The 22,473-nt window shown below is 41.6% G+C and carries 22 protein-coding genes; 14 read left to right on the top strand and 8 right to left on the bottom strand.

Going from position 1 to position 22,473, the window contains the following annotated elements; translation table 11 throughout:
* Positions 1-14: 14 nt before the first annotated feature.
* The 6 genes from ybgC (at position 15) to pal (ending at position 5,037) form a co-directional block, all read left to right on the top strand.
* Entirely contained in the window at positions 15-425 is a 411-nt protein-coding gene (ybgC, locus tag ACE01T_RS00460; RefSeq protein ID WP_086196177.1) for a tol-pal system-associated acyl-CoA thioesterase, read from the top strand.
* Positions 426-450: 25 nt separating this feature from the next.
* Positions 451-1,149, top strand: a complete 699-nt coding sequence (gene tolQ / locus ACE01T_RS00455) for a protein TolQ (RefSeq protein WP_300046101.1) — start codon at positions 451-453, stop codon at positions 1,147-1,149.
* Positions 1,149-1,598 (top strand): protein TolR, encoded by a 450-nt coding sequence (tolR, locus tag ACE01T_RS00450; RefSeq protein WP_086196179.1) that lies wholly within the window; start codon positions 1,149-1,151, stop codon positions 1,596-1,598. Before tolQ ends, tolR begins: the two co-directional genes overlap by 1 nt.
* 3 nt (positions 1,599-1,601) lie before the next feature.
* Complete coding sequence (gene tolA / locus ACE01T_RS00445; RefSeq protein WP_395518539.1) at positions 1,602-2,921, top strand: cell envelope integrity protein TolA; 1,320 nt, start codon at positions 1,602-1,604, stop codon at positions 2,919-2,921.
* 206 nt (positions 2,922-3,127) lie between these two features.
* Positions 3,128-4,411: a Tol-Pal system beta propeller repeat protein TolB gene (gene tolB, locus ACE01T_RS00440; protein ID WP_180042297.1), complete on the top strand. Its 1,284-nt coding sequence runs from the start codon at positions 3,128-3,130 to the stop codon at positions 4,409-4,411.
* A 56-nt stretch (positions 4,412-4,467) separates the two neighbouring features.
* Positions 4,468-5,037, top strand: coding sequence for a peptidoglycan-associated lipoprotein Pal (pal, locus tag ACE01T_RS00435; protein ID WP_200222825.1), 570 nt, complete (start codon positions 4,468-4,470; stop codon positions 5,035-5,037).
* A gap of 39 nt (positions 5,038-5,076) precedes the next feature.
* On the opposite strand, the gene ACE01T_RS00430 is transcribed toward pal, so the two are convergent.
* Positions 5,077-5,271: an NF038105 family protein gene (locus ACE01T_RS00430; protein ID WP_086196183.1), complete on the bottom strand. Its 195-nt coding sequence runs from the start codon at positions 5,269-5,271 to the stop codon at positions 5,077-5,079.
* A 186-nt stretch (positions 5,272-5,457) separates the two neighbouring features.
* On the opposite strand from ACE01T_RS00430, the gene ACE01T_RS00425 reads away from it, so the two are divergent.
* The 5 genes from ACE01T_RS00425 (at position 5,458) to ACE01T_RS00405 (ending at position 8,757) form a co-directional block, all read left to right on the top strand.
* Positions 5,458-6,432 carry a class 1 fructose-bisphosphatase gene (locus ACE01T_RS00425; RefSeq protein WP_166167271.1) on the top strand — a complete coding sequence of 325 codons (975 nt, stop codon included), beginning with the start codon at positions 5,458-5,460 and terminating at the stop codon, positions 6,430-6,432.
* 56 nt (positions 6,433-6,488) lie between these two features.
* Positions 6,489-7,265 (top strand): TrmH family RNA methyltransferase, encoded by a 777-nt coding sequence (locus tag ACE01T_RS00420; protein ID WP_166167274.1) that lies wholly within the window; start codon positions 6,489-6,491, stop codon positions 7,263-7,265.
* Between the two features lie 166 nt (positions 7,266-7,431).
* Complete coding sequence (locus ACE01T_RS00415) at positions 7,432-8,046, top strand: RNA polymerase sigma factor (RefSeq protein ID WP_086196186.1); 615 nt, start codon at positions 7,432-7,434, stop codon at positions 8,044-8,046.
* Positions 8,043-8,363 (top strand): hypothetical protein, encoded by a 321-nt coding sequence (locus ACE01T_RS00410; protein WP_086196187.1) that lies wholly within the window; start codon positions 8,043-8,045, stop codon positions 8,361-8,363. Before ACE01T_RS00415 ends, ACE01T_RS00410 begins: the two co-directional genes overlap by 4 nt.
* Positions 8,353-8,757, top strand: a complete 405-nt coding sequence (locus tag ACE01T_RS00405; protein ID WP_086196188.1) for a DUF3106 domain-containing protein — start codon at positions 8,353-8,355, stop codon at positions 8,755-8,757. Before ACE01T_RS00410 ends, ACE01T_RS00405 begins: the two co-directional genes overlap by 11 nt.
* Before the next feature lie 61 nt (positions 8,758-8,818).
* Here ACE01T_RS00405 and ACE01T_RS00400 read toward each other — a convergent pair whose 3' ends face one another.
* The 4 genes from ACE01T_RS00400 to cxpE form a co-directional block, all read right to left on the bottom strand.
* Positions 8,819-11,236: a CSLREA domain-containing protein gene (locus ACE01T_RS00400; protein WP_395518538.1), complete on the bottom strand. Its 2,418-nt coding sequence runs from the start codon at positions 11,234-11,236 to the stop codon at positions 8,819-8,821.
* Between the two features lie 17 nt (positions 11,237-11,253).
* Entirely contained in the window at positions 11,254-13,056 is a 1,803-nt protein-coding gene (gene rbtA, locus ACE01T_RS00395) for a rhombotarget A (protein ID WP_300042868.1), read from the bottom strand.
* 118 nt (positions 13,057-13,174) lie between these two features.
* Complete coding sequence (hda, locus tag ACE01T_RS00390) at positions 13,175-13,879, bottom strand: DnaA regulatory inactivator Hda (protein ID WP_086196191.1); 705 nt, start codon at positions 13,877-13,879, stop codon at positions 13,175-13,177.
* 15 nt (positions 13,880-13,894) lie between these two features.
* Positions 13,895-15,115: a chloramphenicol efflux transporter CxpE gene (gene cxpE, locus ACE01T_RS00385; RefSeq protein ID WP_395518537.1), complete on the bottom strand. Its 1,221-nt coding sequence runs from the start codon at positions 15,113-15,115 to the stop codon at positions 13,895-13,897.
* A gap of 134 nt (positions 15,116-15,249) precedes the next feature.
* Here cxpE and purM point away from each other — a divergent pair, with 134 nt between their 5' ends.
* Together purM and purN are read left to right on the top strand one after the other, a co-directional pair.
* Complete coding sequence (gene purM, locus ACE01T_RS00380) at positions 15,250-16,317, top strand: phosphoribosylformylglycinamidine cyclo-ligase (protein ID WP_086196193.1); 1,068 nt, start codon at positions 15,250-15,252, stop codon at positions 16,315-16,317.
* Between the two features lie 9 nt (positions 16,318-16,326).
* Complete coding sequence (purN, locus tag ACE01T_RS00375) at positions 16,327-16,956, top strand: phosphoribosylglycinamide formyltransferase (RefSeq protein ID WP_086196194.1); 630 nt, start codon at positions 16,327-16,329, stop codon at positions 16,954-16,956.
* Positions 16,957-17,035: 79 nt separating this feature from the next.
* Here the strand turns inward: purN and ACE01T_RS00370 are convergent, their stop codons facing one another.
* Positions 17,036-17,839 (bottom strand): alpha/beta fold hydrolase, encoded by an 804-nt coding sequence (locus ACE01T_RS00370; RefSeq protein ID WP_180081495.1) that lies wholly within the window; start codon positions 17,837-17,839, stop codon positions 17,036-17,038.
* Positions 17,836-18,861 (bottom strand): signal peptide peptidase SppA, encoded by a 1,026-nt coding sequence (gene sppA, locus ACE01T_RS00365; protein WP_166167299.1) that lies wholly within the window; start codon positions 18,859-18,861, stop codon positions 17,836-17,838. Before sppA ends, ACE01T_RS00370 begins: the two co-directional genes overlap by 4 nt.
* A gap of 131 nt (positions 18,862-18,992) precedes the next feature.
* Between sppA and ACE01T_RS00360 the strand changes: the two genes are divergently transcribed.
* On the top strand, positions 18,993-19,976 hold the full coding sequence (locus ACE01T_RS00360) for a lysophospholipid acyltransferase family protein (protein WP_395518536.1): 984 nt from the start codon (positions 18,993-18,995) through the stop codon (positions 19,974-19,976).
* A gap of 7 nt (positions 19,977-19,983) precedes the next feature.
* On the opposite strand, the gene ACE01T_RS00355 is transcribed toward ACE01T_RS00360, so the two are convergent.
* Positions 19,984-22,431, bottom strand: coding sequence for a DNA internalization-related competence protein ComEC/Rec2 (locus ACE01T_RS00355; protein ID WP_395518535.1), 2,448 nt, complete (start codon positions 22,429-22,431; stop codon positions 19,984-19,986).
* Between the last annotated feature and the right edge of the window lie 42 nt (positions 22,432-22,473).

Here is a 22,473-nt window from a genome sequence, read left to right as displayed (position 1 = left end):
AATGGGACACAATCATGGCGAATAAATTCGAATTCAACATTCGTGTATATATTGAAGACACCGATGCCGGTGGCATTGTCTATCATGCAAACCATATTCGTTTTATGGAACGTACCCGTACCGAATGGCTACGTGCTTCAGGCGTAGATCACTACTGGCACCAAAAAGATTACAACTTTGTCGTTCATAAAATTAACGTGAAATATTCACGCCCTATCCTGATGGATGACCTGATTACTGTTACCGCGAGTGTAGTTTCGTGTAAAGCGACATCATTTGTATTGCAACAGAATATTTATCGTGGTGAAATCATGCTTGCTTCTGGTGAAGTCGAATTGGCATGTATCAGCGTAGATGGTATGCGTCCAACCCGGCTTCCTGAGGAAATCCGTACACTAATTCTGAAAGAGTTAGGACAAGACTAAAAAAATTTATTGGCACATTGTAACTATGGCAACACAACTAGAATCTTCGCTACACGTATCAGATCTTATTTTACAAGCAAGTCCTGTGGTTCAATTGGTAATGCTGCTGCTACTTCTGGCATCATTATATAGTTGGTATCTGATTGCCAAGTTACATATGAGTTATAAAAAGGCCCAGACCGAAGATCAACACTTTCAAAAAATCTTCTGGTCGGGGGCTGAATTAAATACCCTGTATAACAATGCCCAACTCAATTCCAAACGTGTCGGTCTGGAAGATATTTTCTATCATGGCTTGGGTGAATTTTTTAAACTTAAAAAACGCAATGCGCCTGCCCAGCAAAGTATTGAAAGTACTGAACGTATCCTGCGTGTGGGTCTTAGCCGTGATCAGGGACACCTTGAACAAGGTTTGGGTGCGCTGGCAAGCATTGGCTCAGTTGCGCCTTATGTCGGACTGTTTGGTACGGTTTGGGGCATCATGAATGCCTTTATTGGTCTGGCAGAGGTCGATCAGGTTACACTGGCAACCGTAGCTCCAGGTATTGCCGAAGCATTAATCGCCACTGCAATTGGTCTGTTTGCAGCCATTCCTGCTGTTTTGGCCTTTAACCATTACACCGCAAAAGGTGAAGCGGTTTATTCAGACCGCGCTTTATTTGCTGAAGAAATGGTGGCGCTGTTACAACGTCAAACTGTGGGTTCTACACAGGAAAATGACTGATGGCAATTCAACGTTCCGGACGCTTTGAGCGTATTAAAAAACCATTAAAAAGTGACATGAATGTTGTCCCTTATATCGACGTGATGCTGGTGCTGTTGGTGATTTTTATGGTCACTGCACCCATGATTACGACTGGTGTAAAAGTTGATTTGCCTCAAGCAAATGGTGCACCCATGCAGGCCGAAGACCGCCCTGCCATTGTCACGCTTGAAACAGATGGCACCATTAAACTTGAAGATAAATCACATAATAATGATGTACTCACACTCGATGAATTAAAAGCTGTACTGACTGAGTCACAACGTGAAGCGTCAGCACAGAAAAAACAAATGAGTGTACTGATTAACGGCAGTGAATCTCGTCCTTATGGTGAAGTCATGAAACTCATGTCTGCCTTACAGGATGCAGGATTAACTCAAGTGGGTTTACTGACTGAGCCATTAAAATAATTTATGAAAGATTTTAAAAAGCCGCCTTTTAAACAAAATGCAGTTGCGATTGGCTTCACCCTTGGGGTGCATGTTATTGCAGTGGTTGGCTTGCTTTATCTGGGCATGAGTCAACCACCTGAGCCTCCCAAAAAGATCACTACCATTTTAGTTAAACCTGAAGATTTAAAACCTGTCACAGCTGAAGTCACAGAGTTTGATGAAACAGCAGACAAAAATGTCGCTGAACAAATCACCCAAACAGCTGAACCAAGTGTTGAAGCTGCTCCTGTGATTCCAGTTACATCACCTACTCCAGCGCAAGCAAAACCTGATAGCAATAAAGCTGCACAGCAAGCGAAGGCTGCTGCCGAAGCGATGCAAAAGGCTGAACAGCAGGCTGCTGAAAATGCAAAAGTCACTGAAGCGAATAAATTAAAAGTCCAAGCTGAGGCTGCTGCAAAAGCTCAGGCGAATGCTGCCGAGAAAGCCAAAGCCGATGCAGCTGTAAAGGCTAAAGCTGATGCTGCAAATAAAGCCAAGGCTGATGCCGCTGCAAAAGTGGAAGCAGATGCCAAACGTAAATTAGATCAGGCTGAACGTGCAAAAGCAGAAAAAGTAAAAGCGGATGCATTAAGAAAAGCAGAGGCGGATAAACAACATGCTGAAGCTGCTGCAAAAGCCAAAACTGATGCTGCGAATAAAGCCAAGGCCGATGCCGCTACAAAAGCAAAAGTCGATGCTGCAAATAAAGCCAAAGCCGATGCCGCAGCAAAAGCTAAAGCCGATGCTGCAAATAAAGCCAAGGCTGATGCCGCTGTAAAGGCTAAAGCTGATGCAGCGAATAAAGCCAAAGCAGATGCCTCTGCAAAAGCAAAAGCCGATGCTGCAAATAAAGCCAAGGCCGATGCTGCAGCAAAAGCTAAAGCCGATGCTGCAAATAAAGCCAAGGCTAATGCCGCTGCAAAAGCTAAAGCGGATGCGGAAGCACGTGAACGTGCCGCGGAAGAAGCCAAGGCATCAGCCGCCAAACAGGCAGCGGAAGAAGCTGCAACCAAAAAGGCTGAAGCCAAGAAAATTGCCTCAACAGCAAAACGTGATTTTGAAAATAAAATCAAACGTGCATGGGACATCCCAAGTGGCTCATCAGGTCAAAAAGCCACTGCCAGAGTCACTTTAAGTGATAGCGGTTCGGTTCAGTCCGTGATTGTCAACTCGAGCGACCCTGACATGAAAGCCAGTGTAGAAGCTGCTGTTCGAGCAGCTGCACCTTATCCAATGCCTTCAGACCCCGATGCACGACGTGAAGCAAGAACCTTTACTTCAAGCTTTACGGCGAGATAACTAGAAGCCACATCAAATTCTGGTTGATGTGGCTTTTTTTGGCATTTAAACTGGATAGTCGATAAAACAGCCAAAATTTTATTCACTTTTCACAGTCTTATAACAGTTTAGTCATTATGATGGGCTTTCAATCACTCAAAATCATGCCATTATGTGACACAAGCAGATTCACAATAATTTATATTTTTTAGAGTACGTAGCAGATGATGGAAATGACGCGTAAACATCTACTTTGCCTAACCATTTTGGCCGCTTTAAGCCCGGTATTAGCCACGCAATCCTATGCTCAATTACATCTGGAGATTGCCAAGGCACCTGAAGAAGCGCCAAAAATTGCCATTATTCCATTTAATAATGATCAAAGTATTTACCCAATCGTCGAAAATGACCTGAACCGTTCCGGTAAATTTTCCAGCGCTTCCAAAAATCTTCCTGCCACTGCAAGCATGAATAATCCGAATACAGAAGCATGGAAAGCTGCCGGTGTGCCTTATGTGGTAACCGGTACGGTAAAAACTACTGATAATGGCAGTTTTGAAGTTCATTATCAGCTCTATGACATAGAAAAACAGCAATACCTGTTAAATGAATTATTGACTGTACCGGCTTCGCGTATCCGTCAAGCTGGTCATATGATCAGTGATGCCATTTACCAGGCATTGACCGGTATTCCAGGTGATTTCAGCGGTCGTATCGCCTATGTACTGCGTAACCCAGCAACACCGGAACAACGCTATACCCTACAAATTGCCGATACCGATGGTGAGCAGCCGAGAACCATTCTGACTTCCCGTGATCCTATCCTGTCACCGGCCTGGACCCCAGACGCAAAAAAAATTGCTTACGTTTCATTTGAAACCAAACGTCCGGCCATTTATGTACAGGACTTGGCTACAGGAAACCGTGAAAAACTGGCCAGCTTCCGTGGACTGAATGGTGCGCCAAGTTTCTCACCGGATGGCAAGAGCATGCTATTTACAGCTTCCATGCATGGCAATCCTGAAATCTATCAAATGAACCTGGATACACGTGAACTACAGCGCATGACCAATGACAGTGCCATTGATACCGAAGCACGTTATGCTCCAGACGGTAAATCTTTTATTTTCACCTCTGACCGCGGTGGTTCAGCACAGATTTATAGCTATAATTTTGCCAATAGCACAAGTAAGCGTCTGACCTTCCGTGGCGCATTTAATGCCCGTGGTACCTTAAGTGCAGATGGCAAAAAAATTGCTCTGGTTCATCGTCCAAGTGGTAGCAACTATAAAGTGGCCATCCAGGACATCAACACCGGTATTACTAACATTCTTACCCCGACCAGTCTGGATGAGTCACCAAGTTTCTCTCCAAATGGTCAAATGGTGGTCTATGCAACCCGTGAAGGAAACCGTGGTTTATTGTCTATCATGTCACTGGATGGTCGTTTCCGCATGAACCTGCCAAGTGAACAAGGTGAAGTACGCGAACCAGCTTGGGCCCCTAAATAACAATACAAGCGAATTAATTTTATTAATCTAAAGCAATGATAATCATGGAGATAAAGATGAAAGTAGTTCAATTATTGGTACTTCCTGTTCTGGCTACAGCATTGGTGATGACAGGTTGTGCCAGCCGCAAGCCTGCTGCTGAAATTCAGGCAGGACAAAATCCGAGCGGGGCCACTACCGTCAGTACTGAAGGTTTAAGTGAAGATGCAGCCTTAAATGCACAAAACCTGGCAGGTGCGTCATCTAAAGGTGTGACTGCTGCGAACAAAGCATTCCTAGCCAAGCGTGTGGTTCACTTTGACTATGACAGCAGTGAACTTTCAAATGAGGACTATCAAACCCTTCAGGCACATGCCCAGTTTCTTGTAGCCAATGCCAACTCAAAAGTTGCTTTGACCGGTCATACCGATGAACGTGGTACCCGTGAATACAACATGGCCTTGGGTGAACGTCGTGCCAAGGCAGTAGAAAGTTTCTTGCTGACTAACGGTGTAGCTGCAACCCAGTTGGAAGCCGTAAGCTATGGCAAGGAAATGCCGGTTAATCCAGGTCATGACGAAAATGCATGGAAAGAAAACCGCCGCGTAGAAATCAACTACGAAGCCGTTCCGCCTTTATTAAAATAAGGGTTACCATAAAAAAAGCGCTCAATTTGAGCGCTTTTTTTAAGCTTTCTCAGATGCCTGAGATGCTTCTTGCGGATGCTGCATGGATTCAATCAGATCATGCTTGTTGAATTTTTTGTATTCAGGTTTAGCTTCATATGCTTTCCACGCCTCTTTCACTTTTTCGGCAGAAATATCATCTAAACTCATAGCTTCATTTGGCGTTGGAGTCGCATCAAACTTTTGCGTTGTCATAATTATGCTCCTATCACGTTTTCCATAACCTATAGAACTCAACATAGCATTTTCCACAGAACTTACAAGAGTAAAATCGCGACAAATAGCAGAGTTTAATTGTTCTTTTGCCACGTTCTCATCTAAAATAGCTGCCCATATTCATTTGATAATTTTTTATCATTTTCTAATTGGAGCTTTCCTGTCATGTCATACCTCACCCTTTCCCAATATTTACAACAACAAAACGGGAATCTTACACCTGAATTGGCTCAAGTTATTGAAACAATTGGCAATACATGTAAAGACATCGATCAATTATTGCAAAAAGGTGCTTTGGCTGGTGTTTTAGGGAGTGCACAACACGAAAACGTTCAGGGTGAAGAACAAAAGAAACTTGATGTAATTTCAAATGATTATTTAATTAATGCTTTAAAAGTTCATCCACATGTGGGTGGCCTAGCTTCTGAAGAATTAGACGAATTCACTCCTGCACAAGAAAACGGCAAGTATCTGGTATTGTTTGACCCATTGGATGGTTCCAGCAATATCGATATCAACATGTGTGTCGGGACCATTTTCTCTATTTTGCCTGCTAAAAATGCAGTGACTAAAGCTGAGGACTTTATGCAAGCCGGCACAAACCAGGCTGCTGCAGGTTACGTGCTTTATGGCCCATCCACCATGATGGCGCTAACTGTAGGTGCCGGGGTGGTATTCTTTACTTTCGACCCTGAAAGCAAAGAATTTTTAATGACTTCTGAAAATATTCAGGTTGCTGCCGATACCAAAGAATATGCCATCAACGCATCGAATCAACGTCACTGGGAAGCACCGGTAAAACGTTATATTGATGAATTGCTTGCAGGCAAAACAGGCCCGCGTGAAAAAGACTTTAACATGCGTTGGGTGGCGTGTATGGTGGGTGATATTCACCGTATTCTTTGCCGTAGCGGTATTTTTATGTATCCATATGACACTAAAGATCCGAAAAAAGCCGGTCGTCTACGTTTAATGTATGAAGCAAACCCAATGAGTATGCTGATGGAACAGGCAGGTGGTGCATCTACCACTGGTCGTGTACGTATTCTGGACATCCAGCCGACTGAACTTCACCAACGTGTACCTGTAGTGATTGGTTCTAAAAATGAAGTTGACCTCGTAACTGGCTATCATAATTAATTTTTCTTATAGCGGAAGTAAGTCCTCATAACTTGCTTCCGTGGATTTATTCTCCCATGCCGACTATTTTTCTAGAATCAAAAGATAATCCCAAAATTAAACACTTGCGTGGCTTAATTGAGCAGAATTCATATCGCAAAAAACAAGGTCAAACCGTACTTGAAGGCACCCATTTGTGTCTGGCCTGGTTAGCTGAAGATAGAAAAATCAAATCTATTTTTACCACCGAACAGGCTTTAAGCCATCCTGATTTTGACCGTATTGCCGAGCAATACCAAGGTGCAGTCTTTGTCATTGGTGAATCCCTGTATAAAGATTTAAGTACGCTGGGCACCACACTGGCTTGTCTTGCCATCGTCGATTTACCCACTTCCCGTCATGCTTTAGATTTCACGGCAGACACCTTAATTCTGGAAAATATTCAGGACCCTGGCAATGTCGGTACTTTACTCCGCTCCGCTGCTGCTGCCGGTATTCGACAAATTGTCTGCACCAAAGGTTCAGCTTCGCTTTGGTCACCACGAGTACTGCGTGCCGGAATGGGTGCACATTTCTCCTTGCATACTTATGAAAATGTGACACTGGAAGATATTTTGTCTCAATTCAAGATTCCGGTATATGTAACCAGTTCACATGAATCAGAAAGCTTGTATACGAAAGATTTGACCCAATCCTGTGTCTGGATTTTAGGCAACGAAGGTCAAGGGGTTTCTGAGTACGCCCTTGCACATGCACAAGCCGTTTCCATACCCCAGCCCGGCGGACAAGAATCCCTGAATGTTGCTATTGCGGGTTCAGTCTGTTTCTTCGAAATGGTTCGTCAGCGTTTATAAACTGATCTTTCGTTACTTTATTTTAAACATCACTGATGGATGTTAAAAAATAGACTACACTAGAAAAATAATATTATTTTTGTCAACCAAACCATTATTTTCAACGTTATATAACTATGAAATTGGAAATAATGGTGGGTATCCAATGACAGGATTTTCCATCTCTATGGATTCAGCACCAAAACAGTCTCAGTCAGAAAATTTAAGTACTCTGAAGAGTACGGCTGAACAACGCCTGAAGACTTTTATGCAGGATGTGACTGGACGTGCCTTGGTCATGATGGAAAGTGCGACTCAAGGTCAACAAGGTATCGCGATGGATTTGGTACAGGAAGCATTTATTTCCTTGCACAAAGCTTATGCTGATAAATCGACTGATGAATGGTATCCCCTGTTTTACACCATCTTAAACCATAAACTGCAAGACTGGCGCAGAAAAGAAGCTCGTCGGGTGCAACCTTTTTCTTTTTTCAAGAAAGTCAGCCTGGATGATGACGATCTTGAGTTAAATGATATTGTCGATGAGACTACTCCTAGTCCATTCGATTTTCTTAATCAAGCTGTGACTGCCGAAGAAATCAAAGAAGCCATCGCTCAGCTTCCTGTTCGCCAGCAGCAAGCTTTTATGCTTCGTGCTTGGGAAGGTTTTGATACACACACAACTGCACAAATCATGCAGTGCAGTGAAGGGAGTGTAAAAACCCATTATCACCGTGCTATTCAAGGCCTCAAAGCTTCTTTAGCACATTTGAATCCATATCGTGGAGGGTCATCCGAATGAAACAAGATGATTTCTTAAAACAAGTTACTTCCAAACTCGATGGGCTCGCACAACATCACAAAGCCAAACCCGTGGTGATGAATCATGTCATTGAAGAAATTCAAGCACGAGAAACATCCCGTTATGGGCTTTGGAAAATGTCAGGTTTTGCTCTTGCCGCCGCAATTGCAGGATTCGTGGTATTGCCAAACTCCTTTGAAATGTCAGAAAAACCGCAAAATCAAGTGGTAGTGACCCCAAAACTATCTCCTCAAATGGTTGAAGATTTGGAAATGTTAATGGTTTTAGGTGAGGATAAGGTTCCACATGGCAGCTAAAAAATTAGCCTTTGCTTTTTGTGCACTCGGATTTTTACAAACCAGTTTTGCTGGTTTCGAACGTTTTTGGATTTTTTCCAAAGATGCTGATACACAAGTTGCAGAAACCTGGGAAACATTATCCGATAGTGAACAACGTGCACTCATTCAACGTTACCAATCGCTCAAAGAATTACCCGAAGCACAAGGCACTACTTTACAGCAGCGTATGGATTGGTTTACTCAACTTCCAGAACAAGAAAAACAGAAAATGCGTGAAACCTGGCAGAAAATGAGCAGCCAAGAACGTAAAGAATTGGGTATTCGTATGCAAAAAGCGACACCTGAAGAGCGCCCGCTCATTCGCGAAGAATATATCAGTAAATATTTCCCACAAACGACTAAAAATCATTAATTATTTGATTATATTTAAAAAATTAAAATCAAAAAAGCCGCTGAAGTCAGCGGCTTTTTTATTATTTCATTCGATAACGTCGATATAAAGTTAAACCTAGAATAGCAAATACACCATATACTCCAAATGACCCACCACCACTCGATGATGAATTGGTATTTTGGGCAGTGTTGTTCAGATAAATAGTGGCAGTATTTGATCCCAATCCCTCAGCATCATATATTTTATAAGTCACCGGATAATCGAATTGACTGAGATTATTCTTAACTGCAAAATGCAATTTTCCACCATAACATATATTACTGGCATCAGTACCCGGACAAGGACCCTGGCGTTCTGCCGTCATAGTCAACCCAGCTGGTAACTTCTCAATTTGAATTGGAATCTCTTGACCTTGTTTATTTTGATAAAATGCTGGTTTTGCTACAGGTAAAGTAGAGGTTAGACCATCACCATCATCATGGTCATTTTCTAGAGGATTAACCGTTACTTCTAAATTAGAGCTTGAACTAATAGAATAAATATCATCCTTTGCAACAGGAGTAATATTTACAAAGCTTGCCTGTAAAATACCTGAAGACTGCTTGGCTTCACCACCCTTTTCTTTAAGCGTGTATTTACAATAGGCATAATCAGCAGTATTAAGCAATTCACCACTTGTACGATAGATCATGATCTGTTTGAAATCTGCATTCCATTCGCATTTTAAGTCATCTAGTTCACCTTTTAGCACAGCATTACCATCGGTTACGGTGAGTGTACCAATGCCATAAGGCTCAACCTCAACAGTATAGTTATCGGCATTTAAACTCTTGATGCGATAATCTTCACCTGATGTATCACTTACCCGCTCTTCTGCTGGAATCGCCAGTACAAATGGGTCAAAATAAATAGCACGGTATTTTTGGTGCTGCTTGGTATATTTCAACAGATTTTCGTATTGAGCTAATTCCTCTTTGAAATCATTGATTCCGGTTGAGTTTTTAACTCCTTCGTCAATTAATGCCTTAAGTTCATCAATATTGGACTGATAAAATTCCAGTAAACTAATAATCGAGCTATTTTTTAAATCTGTAATATCTATAGCGGATAAATTCATACGTTCAACCGAACCGATATCGCAACTATTCTTTTTGCTTGGTTCAAGTTGTAAAACTGTATCTAAAAAACGGCTTAAACCGCGTTGATCATAATCACTACAACCTGAACGATTGACATCAATTAAATCTGCCGCACTTTGATTATCTCTTGGATAATATAAAGGCAAGAACATATTATATGCTGATGATTCCGTCATCTTAGACAGTAAGCTAGAAAAACTGGTGCTAGAGACATCTAAATTTTTCGAACTTTCAACCGTGGACTCTAAAGTAATTTTAGGTAACACACATTGATCTGTTCCTGATGCCAAGTTCAAGGCATTATTGCTTGCAACAAAAATCATTTTTTCACTCGGAACACCATTAACCGAGTTATAACGACAGGATTTATCCGAATTATTAAAAGCCAGAATATTGAATGCGAAAACTTTGCTGCCCGATTGATCATATAAAAAGGTGCTGTATGCTGAATTTTCTACGATCGTATTACTAATGGCGGTTAAAGTTGAATAAGGACTAAAACGATCTAAACCGTCACTCACTGCCCGTAAAATACTACCGCTACTTGAGTTTGCTATATTTTGTGCAATCGTATTCGCAGATAAGTTTACCTTTGCAACACCACAAAAATCTAATGCACTCGCACTGGCGATCGAACCATTCTGAATAATACTGCTTTGAGCAATGGTCACCGCAGGTTTGGTATCTCCCAGATTGCCGTAACAGTCCATTGCAATAACACTGCCTTTATTGGCCTGATTCCCTTGAATTAAGCTGTTACTTATCTTGACTTCTTTTTCAATATCTTGCGCAATATTATAAATTGCCCCCCCTGCAATATCCGCCTTCGAGTTTAGAATTGCACCCTTATTGAAGCTTAAAGCTCCACCGAGTAATAATGCCCCGCCCCGACCATTTTCAGCATAACCTTTTTCAAGTTGAATATCATTTAGCGTTAGACTGGTTTCACTAATACTGGTATTAAAAATTCTTGAACGATTTTCACCACTAATAATAGTTTTTATCTGTTCAAATGCAGGATATTTTTGTGTCAGTTTATCTTTTTCATCATAGTTAAAACGTGAAACGCCACTAATCACCAAAGCCGATTCCGGCACGAGTTCTGAACTTAATTTATATGTACCGGCTTCTAATTGAATTTTATCTGCTACACCATTAAGCGTATTTCCAGCTGTACACCCCCCATAACCTATATTTTTTTTCGCAGTAATGATTGCTTCACGCAATGAACATGCATTACTGTTTTCACCATTTTCGTCTGCAAACGTCGTGACCTTAATGGTTTTATCCTCCGCTGCCATTAATGACATAGCAGATAAAACCATAATGCAGAGCAATCCTTTTTTATAATTGTGCATTACTTTTTTCCTACTTTTTATTTCTTATAATGACGCAGACCAATCAGACCTAATAAAGCCAATAAATTCAACAGCCCAAATGCACCACCTGATGTTTTGACGCTCTTGCTATCCATAGCATTACTTTGCTCTTGCACCATATTTGCACTAAGCACCAGATATTTTTTATTTTCATTAAAACGCGTAGAAGATGTAACGACACGCAGTTCAAAAATATCTGCACCGCGCCAACTACCATTTGGCGTGTAAACCAAATTACCATCAATATCTAAAGTCAGTGAACCTTTGCTCTCCGTTAAGGTTTGATCAACATATACACAACCATCTTGCCATTGTTCACCATTGGGATGTTTGCCCAATAGCGCTTCACATTTTTCTTTCGGATATAAGTCACTGTCACCCAAGTATTGCAAGATATTGATTTTCGCTATTTCACCTACTTTTAAGTCCTGACCAATACGTGCAATGGTCGTGGGTACAATAATCTCAATAGCACCGCGGTCACACCAGCTGTTATCAGTGGTTCTGCTCTTATCGCGCTGATCTAATCCCTCACAGATCACCTGAACATGCTCAGTATCTGAATCAACTCGCCCTTTATTTAAAATGAGCGTGTCAAACATGTTATTTGCACTAAGTAAAATACGTGGCCGTATATATCCTAAAAAGGTATCTTTTGCTGTTGCATAAGGACAAAGTAAGGCTTCTTGGTCTGCAATGAGTGATTTACAACTGCCCTCGCTACTGTCTCCTGCGAAAAGTTTATTGCCAGTCCAAAATTCATTCGGATAATTGGCATCACCGCTTCTACATTCAGAAGTAACCAAGTTATTTTGCAAAATACTTTTATCATCACTACTAAATTGGCAATTATTATTTGTTCCATTTGGATTACCAATCACAATACTGTTAGCGATATAGCCTTGAGCATTTGGTGCTTCAAACTGCACACCTGCAGTATTCGCAACAATAGTCAGATTATTTAAGCCTATTCCATCCCGAATATTAACAACATAGCCTGTGTTATTCACAAAGGTACTGTTGGTAATCATATTTATCTTAGAAGGAAAGGTCAGTTTAGAGAGGTCTAGAATGTTCTTTTCACTAAAAATGTTGGCAGTGCCCGAAGTGGTTTTATTATTTTTAAAAACAACATTCGTGATGGTGAAATTTGGACGTTGACTGTATAAAATACCACCACTCATTGCTTCGTTCTTTTCAATCAGACTGTTGCTAATCGATACACGGCTACTATATACATCGGCATCGGTATTCTCACCTACATTATAAATAGCTCCTCCTAAACGCGCTATTCCTCCCGTGAGTTTTACATATTTTAAGACCAAGTTTTCATTATTATATAAAATACCGCCGCGATCGGCACAGACACTCTTTTGACAACCTTCAAAACTGACTTCTTGTATATTTACTATAACGCGTTCTTTGGCATTATCATCAATATTAAAAACCTGATCTTGGCCTGTCATACGAATAATGGCGTTATTTAAACCGGCAACAGCTGTGTCACTAACATTAGTTTCATAATAAGTTTTCAAATTAAGTGCTGATGTAATATTAATTTTACTTGTCAGCGTATAGACTTTTAATTTATCTAACAGAATAGTTGAAGTTGAGTTTTCTCCTCCACAGCCATAAAAACCTTCTTTTGGCAACCCCAAATTAACGTATTCTATTGCTTCACGTAATGAGCATTCCTTGTCATCTTTTTTAGTATCTTCAGTCGTATTTACGATAATATCTGCACTATAAGCATGTCCTGCAAAGCATAACATCCCTATACCTATGCTCCGTTTGAGCATATTACTCTCCTTATATTCTTTAATTTTTTTTATTCTTTAGTTGCAACATCCCTGCAACATCGAACTATTTTGCTGTACTTTGTCACAGCTTGAGTAATTACTCAAGATTTTTTATTTTTTACCGATATTCATCGATCAAGGCATAAATTTGTCTTAAATTCGCATGACTAATCTTAGTTTTCTCACCTTTTAATAGCTGAATAAGCTGTTCCAAAGTTTGCAGTAAAACCGAAGTCTGATGAGGCCCATGAGCCAATAAATAATCAATAATCTGCTGGTCAATATGAATTCCCCGACGCGATAACACCGAGTTCACCAATGCATAACGGTCAGCATATAAACTCCCTGAGGGTACCTTGACACTGACTGCCTGAGTCAGGCGGGACTGTAAATCCGGAAGTTCAAGTTTCAATTCAATCGGGGCCATACGGGAAGAAAAAACCAGCTGTCCACCACCTTCATTATTGTAATTAATTAAATGAAAAACTGCTTTTTGCCAATGTGGAACACCGCTGATCGCTTCGATATCATCCAGTGCAACCAGATCATATTGATCTAATGAGCTAATCGCTTCAGTAGGTGCATCCAGCAATTCCAGCAGTGAAACCTGAATTGCAGACTTGCCTATTTCCAGATAGGAATCACAAATAGCAGAAAGCAAATGACTCTTGCCGGATCCTGCACCACCATAGACATAAAAGCGGTTCATTAAACCGGCATGGAGTTGTCGAACTGCATCGATCACATGCCCCCATCCCGGCCCAGAAAAATCGCTAATTCTGGCGTCCAGTTGAGGTTCAATATCGAGTTGCAGTTGACGCATATATGGGTTTTAACCTTAAGGTTCTTTATTATCTATCGATTCAATCTTACTCGATTTTTCAGTCTCTTGCAGATTTTTTGCAGGATGATTTCTGACTTCAATATCAATATCAATCTGTTCGCTTTCAATTGAAACCGATCCTATATCAGTGTTCTCTATCACCACTTGAGGGTGCCCGTAAACACGGCTCTTTTCATAATACTCTCGTGCATGACGTAGCAGTACGACAATGACGGCGGCTACAGGCAAGGCAATCAGCATTCCCAAGAAACCTGCAAGCTGGGCACCTGCCAATACTGCAAACACTACAGCAACTGGTGATAAACCAATTTTATCACCTAACAGGAAAGGTTGCAGAATATAACCTTCTACCATCTGCCCCACCATGAAAACCACAACCACCAAGGCAAGATGGGTCCAGTCCAGACCAAATTGAAATAGTGTGGCGATTACAGCGGCAATGATTCCCACCGCAAAACCCAGATAAGGAATAATACTGGACAGACCTGCAATCATGCCGATAATCAGACCGACTTCAAGCCCAATCATTTGCAAACCCACTGCATAGACCACGCCCAGCAAAAACATCACCAAAAATTGACCTTTAACAAAAGCACCTAAAACACTGTGACATTCACTGACAATCTTCAAAGTTGCCTTTTCATAAGGACGCGGAATCAATCTACGGAAACTGTCCAGCATGCGCTCCCAATCCAGCAGGAAATAGAAGGCAATAATTGGAATTAATATTATTGTTCCACCAATTTGAATAAAATTCAGACCAGACTGGGCAACCTTCAGCACGACTGCCTGAATACTGTCTGCACTGTAATTGGTTTGAATGTAATCCATAATGGCCGAGGACATCTGCTCGGTGTCTATTTCCATCGGCACCAGATTAAATGTATGCGACAACCACGGCAGGAAAGTATAGTTCACCCAGTGCATACCTGCAGGAATACTGGTTTTGGCATACATTAGCTGTTTCCAGACCAGTGGAACCAGATACCACATTGCCCAAGTCAATACGACCCCAATCCCTATAAACACCACACTAATCGACACCCAGCGCGGCAAACCGATACGATGTAACTTATCTACTAAAGGACTAAACAGATAGGCAATTAAAAATGCCCCGATGAAAGGTAATACTACCGGTTTAAGCAGATACAGAACCCAAAGGATAAATGCGATTGCTGCAAGTATAAAAATGCGTCGTGAAGTGCGATCGACCATAGAAACTCGCCTTTTTTCGGTTTATTTGTTCTAGACAGTAAAATATTTTAATAAAGATAGCATTTTAGCGCATAAATAACATAAGAGTTTCGTATATTCGGGTATAATCGCGGCGCGAATGCGGAGACTTCATTATGAGCAACTCAACTTCCCCTAACACTGGTTTAAGCTATAAAGATGCGGGTGTCGACATTGAAGCGGGCGACTTACTCGTCGATCGTATCAAATCTGTCGCAAAACGTACTTCTCGCCCTGAAGTCATGGGCGGACTAGGCGGCTTTGGCGCACTTTGTAAAATCCCTAAAGGTTATGAAGAACCTGTTCTCGTATCTGGCACAGATGGTGTTGGTACAAAATTACGTTTGGCATTGAATTTGAACCGTCATGACACAATTGGTCAGGACCTGGTGGCAATGTGTGTCAACGATCTTCTTGTATGTGGTGCAGAACCATTATTCTTCCTCGACTACTATGCAACAGGTCACTTGAATGTTGATGTTGCAGCAAATGTAGTAACAGGTATTGGTGCGGGTTGTGAGCTTGCAGGCTGTGCACTTGTAGGCGGTGAAACTGCCGAAATGCCAGGCATGTATGAAGGCGAAGACTATGACCTTGCAGGTTTCTGCGTAGGTGTAGTTGAGCAAAGCAAAATTATTGATGGCTCTAAAGTTAAAGCGGGTGACGTTTTAGTGGGTGTTGCATCTTCAGGTGCACATTCAAATGGTTACTCTCTTCTTCGTAAAATTCTTGACGTGAAAAACGTTGACCTCACTCAAATTGTTGACGGTCGTCCACTTGCAGATGCTGCAATGGAACCAACACGTATTTATGTGAAGCCAATTCTTGAATTGCTTAAACAAGTTGATGTTCACGCGATGGCACACATCACGGGTGGCGGTTTGCCAGGTAACTTACCTCGCGTACTTCCAAACGGTGCTCAAGCAGTGATTAATGAATCTTCTTGGCAATGGCCTGAACTGTTCAAACTTCTTCAAAAAGAAGGTGGTGTTGAACAATTTGAGATGTACCGCACATTCAACTGTGGCGTAGGTATGGTACTTGCTGTTGATGCAGCAGATGCTGACAAAACTGTTGAGTTGCTAAACCAGCTTGGCGAAAAAGCATGGACCATGGGTCATATCGTCGACAATGCTGAATCTGTTGAAGGTGCAGACGAAAAAATTCGTGTAGTTTTTGCATAAGTACTTCGCATGATTAAAATTGCTGTCCTTGTTTCAGGGAGTGGAAGTAACCTGCAAGCCCTGATTGATGCCAATCTCTCAGGTCAAATTGTCGGGGTCATTTCCAACAAACCTGAAGCATATGCTTTAGAACGTGCTGCAAAAGCGGGCATTCAAACTACCGTTATTGAACACAAGCAATATCCTAACCGTGAAGCCTTTGATGATGTCATGCATCAGCAATTGCTGGATTGGGATGTTGATTTGGTGATACTTGCAGGCTTTATGCGCATTTTGAGTGCCAAATTTGTCAAAGCCTGGGAAGGGAAAATGCTCAACATTCACCCTTCCCTGCTGCCGTACTACAAAGGTATGCATACCCATCAACGTGTACTTAACACCGGTGATGTACTGCATGGCTGTACGGTTCACTATGTCACTGCCGAACTGGATGCAGGTCAGGCTTTGGCTCAAGGTGTGTTGAAAGTGAATCTGCATGACAACGTTAGCAGTCTTGCCAACCGTGTGCATGTACTTGAACATGTCATTTACCCGCAAGTGGTGGAATGGATCTGTAATGGAACCATTCAGCATACTGAACAGGGTGTATTGTATCGAGGTCAGACAATGAAAGAGCCGGTGCAATTCTGCAAGTTTTAAAGAATATTAACGTATAAAAAACGCATCCGGGGATGCGTTTTTTATGGCTTGTTTTTTTATTTATGAGCTGACACAGAAATTATACCGGCTGCGGTTGAATCAATTGTTTAATTAATTCTACAGTCTCTAGCGGTTTTTCCAGCGGAAACATATGACTTCCCGGAACAACCGTATAGGGAATTCCAAACTTCTTTTTCGCAATTTGCGGAAAGCCCCGCTCAATAAATGGCCCTTGTTCCGCCATCAGCAGCTGGACAGGCACTTGAGGTTTTGGCTGTGGCAGCCACCATAATGATGGATTGGTTCTAAAAATATTCACCTCATCCATTTTGGAAATGGTCAACTCCACCCCGCCTCGCACCTTATCTTCCGTTAAAGCATGATCGATATAGGCCTGGAAACAGCTTTCATCAAAATGTTGATAAAAGCCTTTGGGACGAAGCAATTCAGCTGCTTGTTCACGACTGTCCCAATGATCTCTGCGACGTAAGGACAAAGAAGCCGGCGACATTTTATCTACGGCTTTCAGCTTTAAAGTTTTGGCCACGTGCAAAGCAAAGGCGTCTTTCCCCATAATTAAAGGCGGATCAATCATAATGACCTGCTCAAACAGTTCAGGACGTTTTAAGGCTGCCTGAAAAGTCAGCACTGCCCCCAAAGAATGACCAAGGCCAATGACTTTGCTGCCATTAGCCTGGCGCACAATACTGTCAACCACTTGATTGGTCAGACTGTGCCAGTGATTGTCTATGGGATAACGCTTGTCCGGACCAAGCAAGGGGACATAAATAATGTCATATTCATCTTTCAGTCCATCAAACAGCTTTTGATAAACTTTCGATGGCACGCCATTGGCGTGCGCAAAGTGGATTACTGGTTTCATTGCAGTTTTGTCGTTTGTTCAGATTGGACTTGCTGTGAAATCGAGCTGGCAAAACCCTGTCCAATTGAACTTCCCATACGTCCTAGTACTGAATCGAAAGGATTATATTCAATGGTATAATTTACTGCTTTTTCCAGTTTCAGTTCTCGTTTCAAACTATTTAAACTGCCGGTACGGTCTGCAATGCCCAATTTCACTGCCTGTTCACCTGTCCAGAACAAACCTGAGAAGATTGCAGGATCAGTCGATTTCAATTTTTTACCACGGCCTTGTTTTACGGCATTGATAAAATGGTCGTGCACATTATCCAGCACTCCTTGTACATGAGCCTTTTGCGCAGGATCTACTGGCTGAGTCATTGATAAAAGTGCCTTGTTCTCACCAGATGTCATGGTACGGTCTTCAACACCTAACTTTTGCATCAAACCATTCACGCCATAGTTCGGCATAATCACACCAATAGAACCCACCAGACTGGATGGATTGACAATGATCTCATCTGCTGCTGAAGCAATATAGTAAGCACCTGAGGCACCAGTATCACCAATAATGGCATACAGTTTTTTGTCTGCATGGGCTTTTTTCAAATATTGAATTTCTTGCCAGATTTCATCCGATTGCACAGGTGACCCGCCTGGCGAATTAATATTTAAAACCACAGCTTTACTTTGTTTATTTTCAAAGGCTTTTTTGAGTGCTTTGATTGTATCATTACTATTCACGCTTTGCTTGTCTGCAGCAATGGTACCAATAATGTCGACCACGGCAATATGTGAGCTGGTGGTCGCCGTTGGATCTGCCGTGGATGTGCTGCAGCTTTTAGCCAGTAACACCAAAATAAAAAGAATATAAGCAAAGGTGAGAAATTTAAAAAAGATTCCCCAACGGCGCGCACGGCGCTGTTCTTCTACAGAGGCTAAAACGGCTTTTTCTAAAATATGCCATTCTTTGCCAGTTATATTTTGCGAATTATGTTGTGTATTTTGAATTTCATTTTCTGGTTTTGGTGGCCAATCGGACATGGAAAACGATCCACTGTTAAGTTAAATTAGAGTCATTATATACACTGATCGGGTTAAATCTGTCTAAATTATCTGTTTTCCCTTATAATAAATTTATCTCTTCCATTCCTGATGCAATTGACAATATAACAATGACCGATCGAAGCTCCCAGAATACAACTTATCGTCTTTTGCAATTTATTAGCCGACAACCTATTCAAATTTCTCGATTTATAGCGCGTGGTTTAGCTGGTCTGGTCAATACTCTTAAAATTTCCAAAACCTCAGAAACCATTCAATTGAATTTAAATATTGCGCTGCCTGAACTGAGCGATACGGAGCGGGAAAAAATTACGGCTCAAGCCATCCGTAATGAGCTGATCTCTTATTTTGAATTTTTCAGTATCTGGGGTTCAAGCAATGAGGCCAATCTGGCGCGCATTCATAAAGTGCATGGTAAGCAGCTGCTGCTGGATGTACTCGCAGCAAACAAAGGTGTGGTTTTAATTGTTCCGCATTTTGGTACCTGGGAAATCATGAATGCCTATATTGCCCAATTTACCAAAATGACCATCATGTACAAGCCAGTCAAAAATGAAGCGGCCGATCAGTTCGTTCGTAAGGCTCGCAGTCGCGAACAGGCAACATTGGTACCTACCGATGAATCCGGAGTTCGCCAGATTTTCAAGGCCTTAAAGCAAGGCGGAACAACGGTAATTTTGCCAGACCATACACCCAATGTTGGCGGTGAAATGATTCCTTATTTTGGACTGCCTTTGGCCACCAGTAATTTAAGTGCCAAACTGATTCAAAAAACCAAAGCCAAAACATTGTTTTTGTATGCACTGCGTAATGATGATCAGGGCTTTGATCTACATTTTGAAGCAATTGATGAACGCATTTATTCGGTTGATACCAATCAAGGCACAAGCATTATTTTTCAAGCCATTGAGAACCTGATCCGTCGTTATCCTGAACATTATCATTGGAGCTATAAACGCTTTAAAGCCAATCCTGAATTGGATGGACTGTATTATCTCAATAAAACAGAGGCCTTAGCACTGGTCGAAAAAGTCCGTGCTGAGACTGCAGCCCAAAATACAATGTTTCCAGTAGAAAATGATCAGGTCATATAATCAGGCCTTATGATTTAAGCTTTACTGCTGCACGTTTTAACCATAGCTTTTGTTCACGTGCATAATGTAATTGCATTTGTCCATTGGCCTGTCTGCTAAATTGAATGCTGCCCTGCTGTACTGTACTCAGCAAAGGAATTTTCAATTCCTTTAAGCGTAACCGAACCATATCACTTGGATGTCCATAACGATTGTTAAAGCCAGCCGAAGCGATCACGATTTTCGGTTTTAATTGCTTTAAAAAAGCATAGGCCGAACTGTGCCGACTACCATGATGCCCCAAAACCAGCACATCAACTTTTAAGTCTGGATAATCCTGCAGAATTTGATATTCCGTTCGCCAACCGGCATCTCCCATCAGCAAAAAATTTTGATAGGGTTGGGCATTTTTCACCTGTACATAAACCACGCAGGACATTTCGTTTTGATCAGTTTTGGCATTTGCCAAATTCTCTGCTTTGGGTGATAACACGGTTATGTTCATCCCATCATTCCACGACCATTGCTGCCCTTGATGACAATAATCAAACTGGCTACTATCGGGAATGGGAACTTGCTCATTTGAATAAACATGCTTAATGGGTAAATCCTGTTTAATCGATGCATACGCCCCGCTATGATCCTGATCTAAATGTGTCAAAATCAGCTGATCCAATTGATCCACACCCTTCACCGATAAAAAGGGCAAAATAATTTGTTTGCCGATACTGAATTTAGCTTCATCATAATTTCCACCAGTATCAATCATCATGGTCCGGTCTTGATCGCGGATAAAAATTGCCTGTCCTTGTCCAACATCCAGTACGTTTAATTCGAACTGATTTTTACTGACATCGAGACCAATTAAAGGAATAAAACACAATATGGACCAGGTTTTAGGTAACACAGCACGCGGTAAAAACAGGATTATCAAGCCTAGACATAAACTCAGCCACACGGCAAATGTCATCGCAATCGGCTGTAATGTCGGGGCAAACAGCCCATCTAAAAGTTGCAGCAACCACAGCAAAGCTGCAAGACACAGATCGTTGATTTGAAAAACCAGGCTACCCAAAGGTTCAGCAATGAAATAGCACAACGCTGCGATCACATCTAAGGGCACAATCACCAGACCAATCCATGGAATAGCGAATAAATTGCTCAACGGCGTAATCCATGCAATCTGTTTAAAAAACAGCATCATCAGTGGAAATAAAGCCAGAAATATTTTCCACTGCGATTCGATTAAAAGTTTTAATTGTATTTTTATATATTGAGTTTTGGTCTTTAGCTGATCCGCCCCCCTTTGCTGCAAGGTCTGGTAAATGCGTAGCAACACAAAGCATGCACCATAGGACAACCAGAACGCAGCCGATAAAATACTAAAAGGATCAAAAATTAATAGAATAGAGGCACTAGAAAGCAAAATATTAAATGGCCGGACCTTTTGCTTGAATAAGATAAATGCACTGATCAACAAGCAGCTCAACAGCGTTCTCAATGCCGGAATTTCAAAGCCGACAAATGCACAATACAGTACTACGCTCGCGCAAAAAGGCCAGATCAGCAGATATTGCTTTGGCCATTTCAAATAGAGTTGTGGTCGATCATGACGAATGAGCTGATGCAGCCCCCAACACAGCAGTACAGCAAAAATCAGCACATGTGGACCCGATATGGCCAGCAAATGACTCATACCAAAGCGCTGAAATAGTTGCTCGGTTTCTGTATCCAGTAAACTTTTATCCCCGGTCAATAAAGCCAGCATCAAACCTTCATGCTGCACGGGCTGCTGATGAATAAAATTGCGTAATGCCAAACGCTGCTGCTCAACCCAGAGTTGCATCTGACTGGAAACAGAAGCTTGTTGTTTTAGGTATTGTCCATGCCCTAAAGCATAAACCTCTTGTTCTGTCAGCTTGTGTATTGATGAAACTTTAAATCCAGACATGATATTTTGCTGGATATACCATTGCTCCTGATCAAAGGCACCCTCAGTGGCATAGCTATGCGCAGGCAGGATTTGTCCCTGCAAACGGTAATATTGACCTAACTCAAGTACAGATTTGGAACCAGAATGCATTTCATTTTTTAAAAATGCCTGCCATTGCACCACTTCTGTATGGCGGTTCAGTACCTGAATTTTTTGCTGGATGGTCTGATCGCCTAATTCATTGATGTGTTTAATATAAGCAATCACCTCCACTGCTTCAGGCTGTTGTTCCCGAAACAGCAAACGCTCATTTAATTGATGATTGGCATAACTATAGCCAAGTGTGATCCCCAGACTTAGCCCTACAGAAAGCTGTAAAAATTTAAATCCTAAGCAATTGGCCTGTTTGAAAACAGTCAGTTTTAAAAGAAGAGTCAGGATGAAAAGAGTGCTACACGGAAGGAGTAAAGACTGCAAGATTGGAAGAGTTTTTCCCATTATTGCAATACCCAGCACCCAGCCGATACAGATTATTTGAATCATTGTGATTATAATTTTTTTATTTTAGGCAATATTAAAGCCCAC

Source organism: Acinetobacter uliginosus, from assembly GCF_044130295.1.
In the GTDB taxonomy this organism is placed as follows: Bacteria; Pseudomonadota; Gammaproteobacteria; order Pseudomonadales; family Moraxellaceae; genus Acinetobacter.
This window is presented reverse-complemented; position numbering and strand designations above follow the sequence as displayed.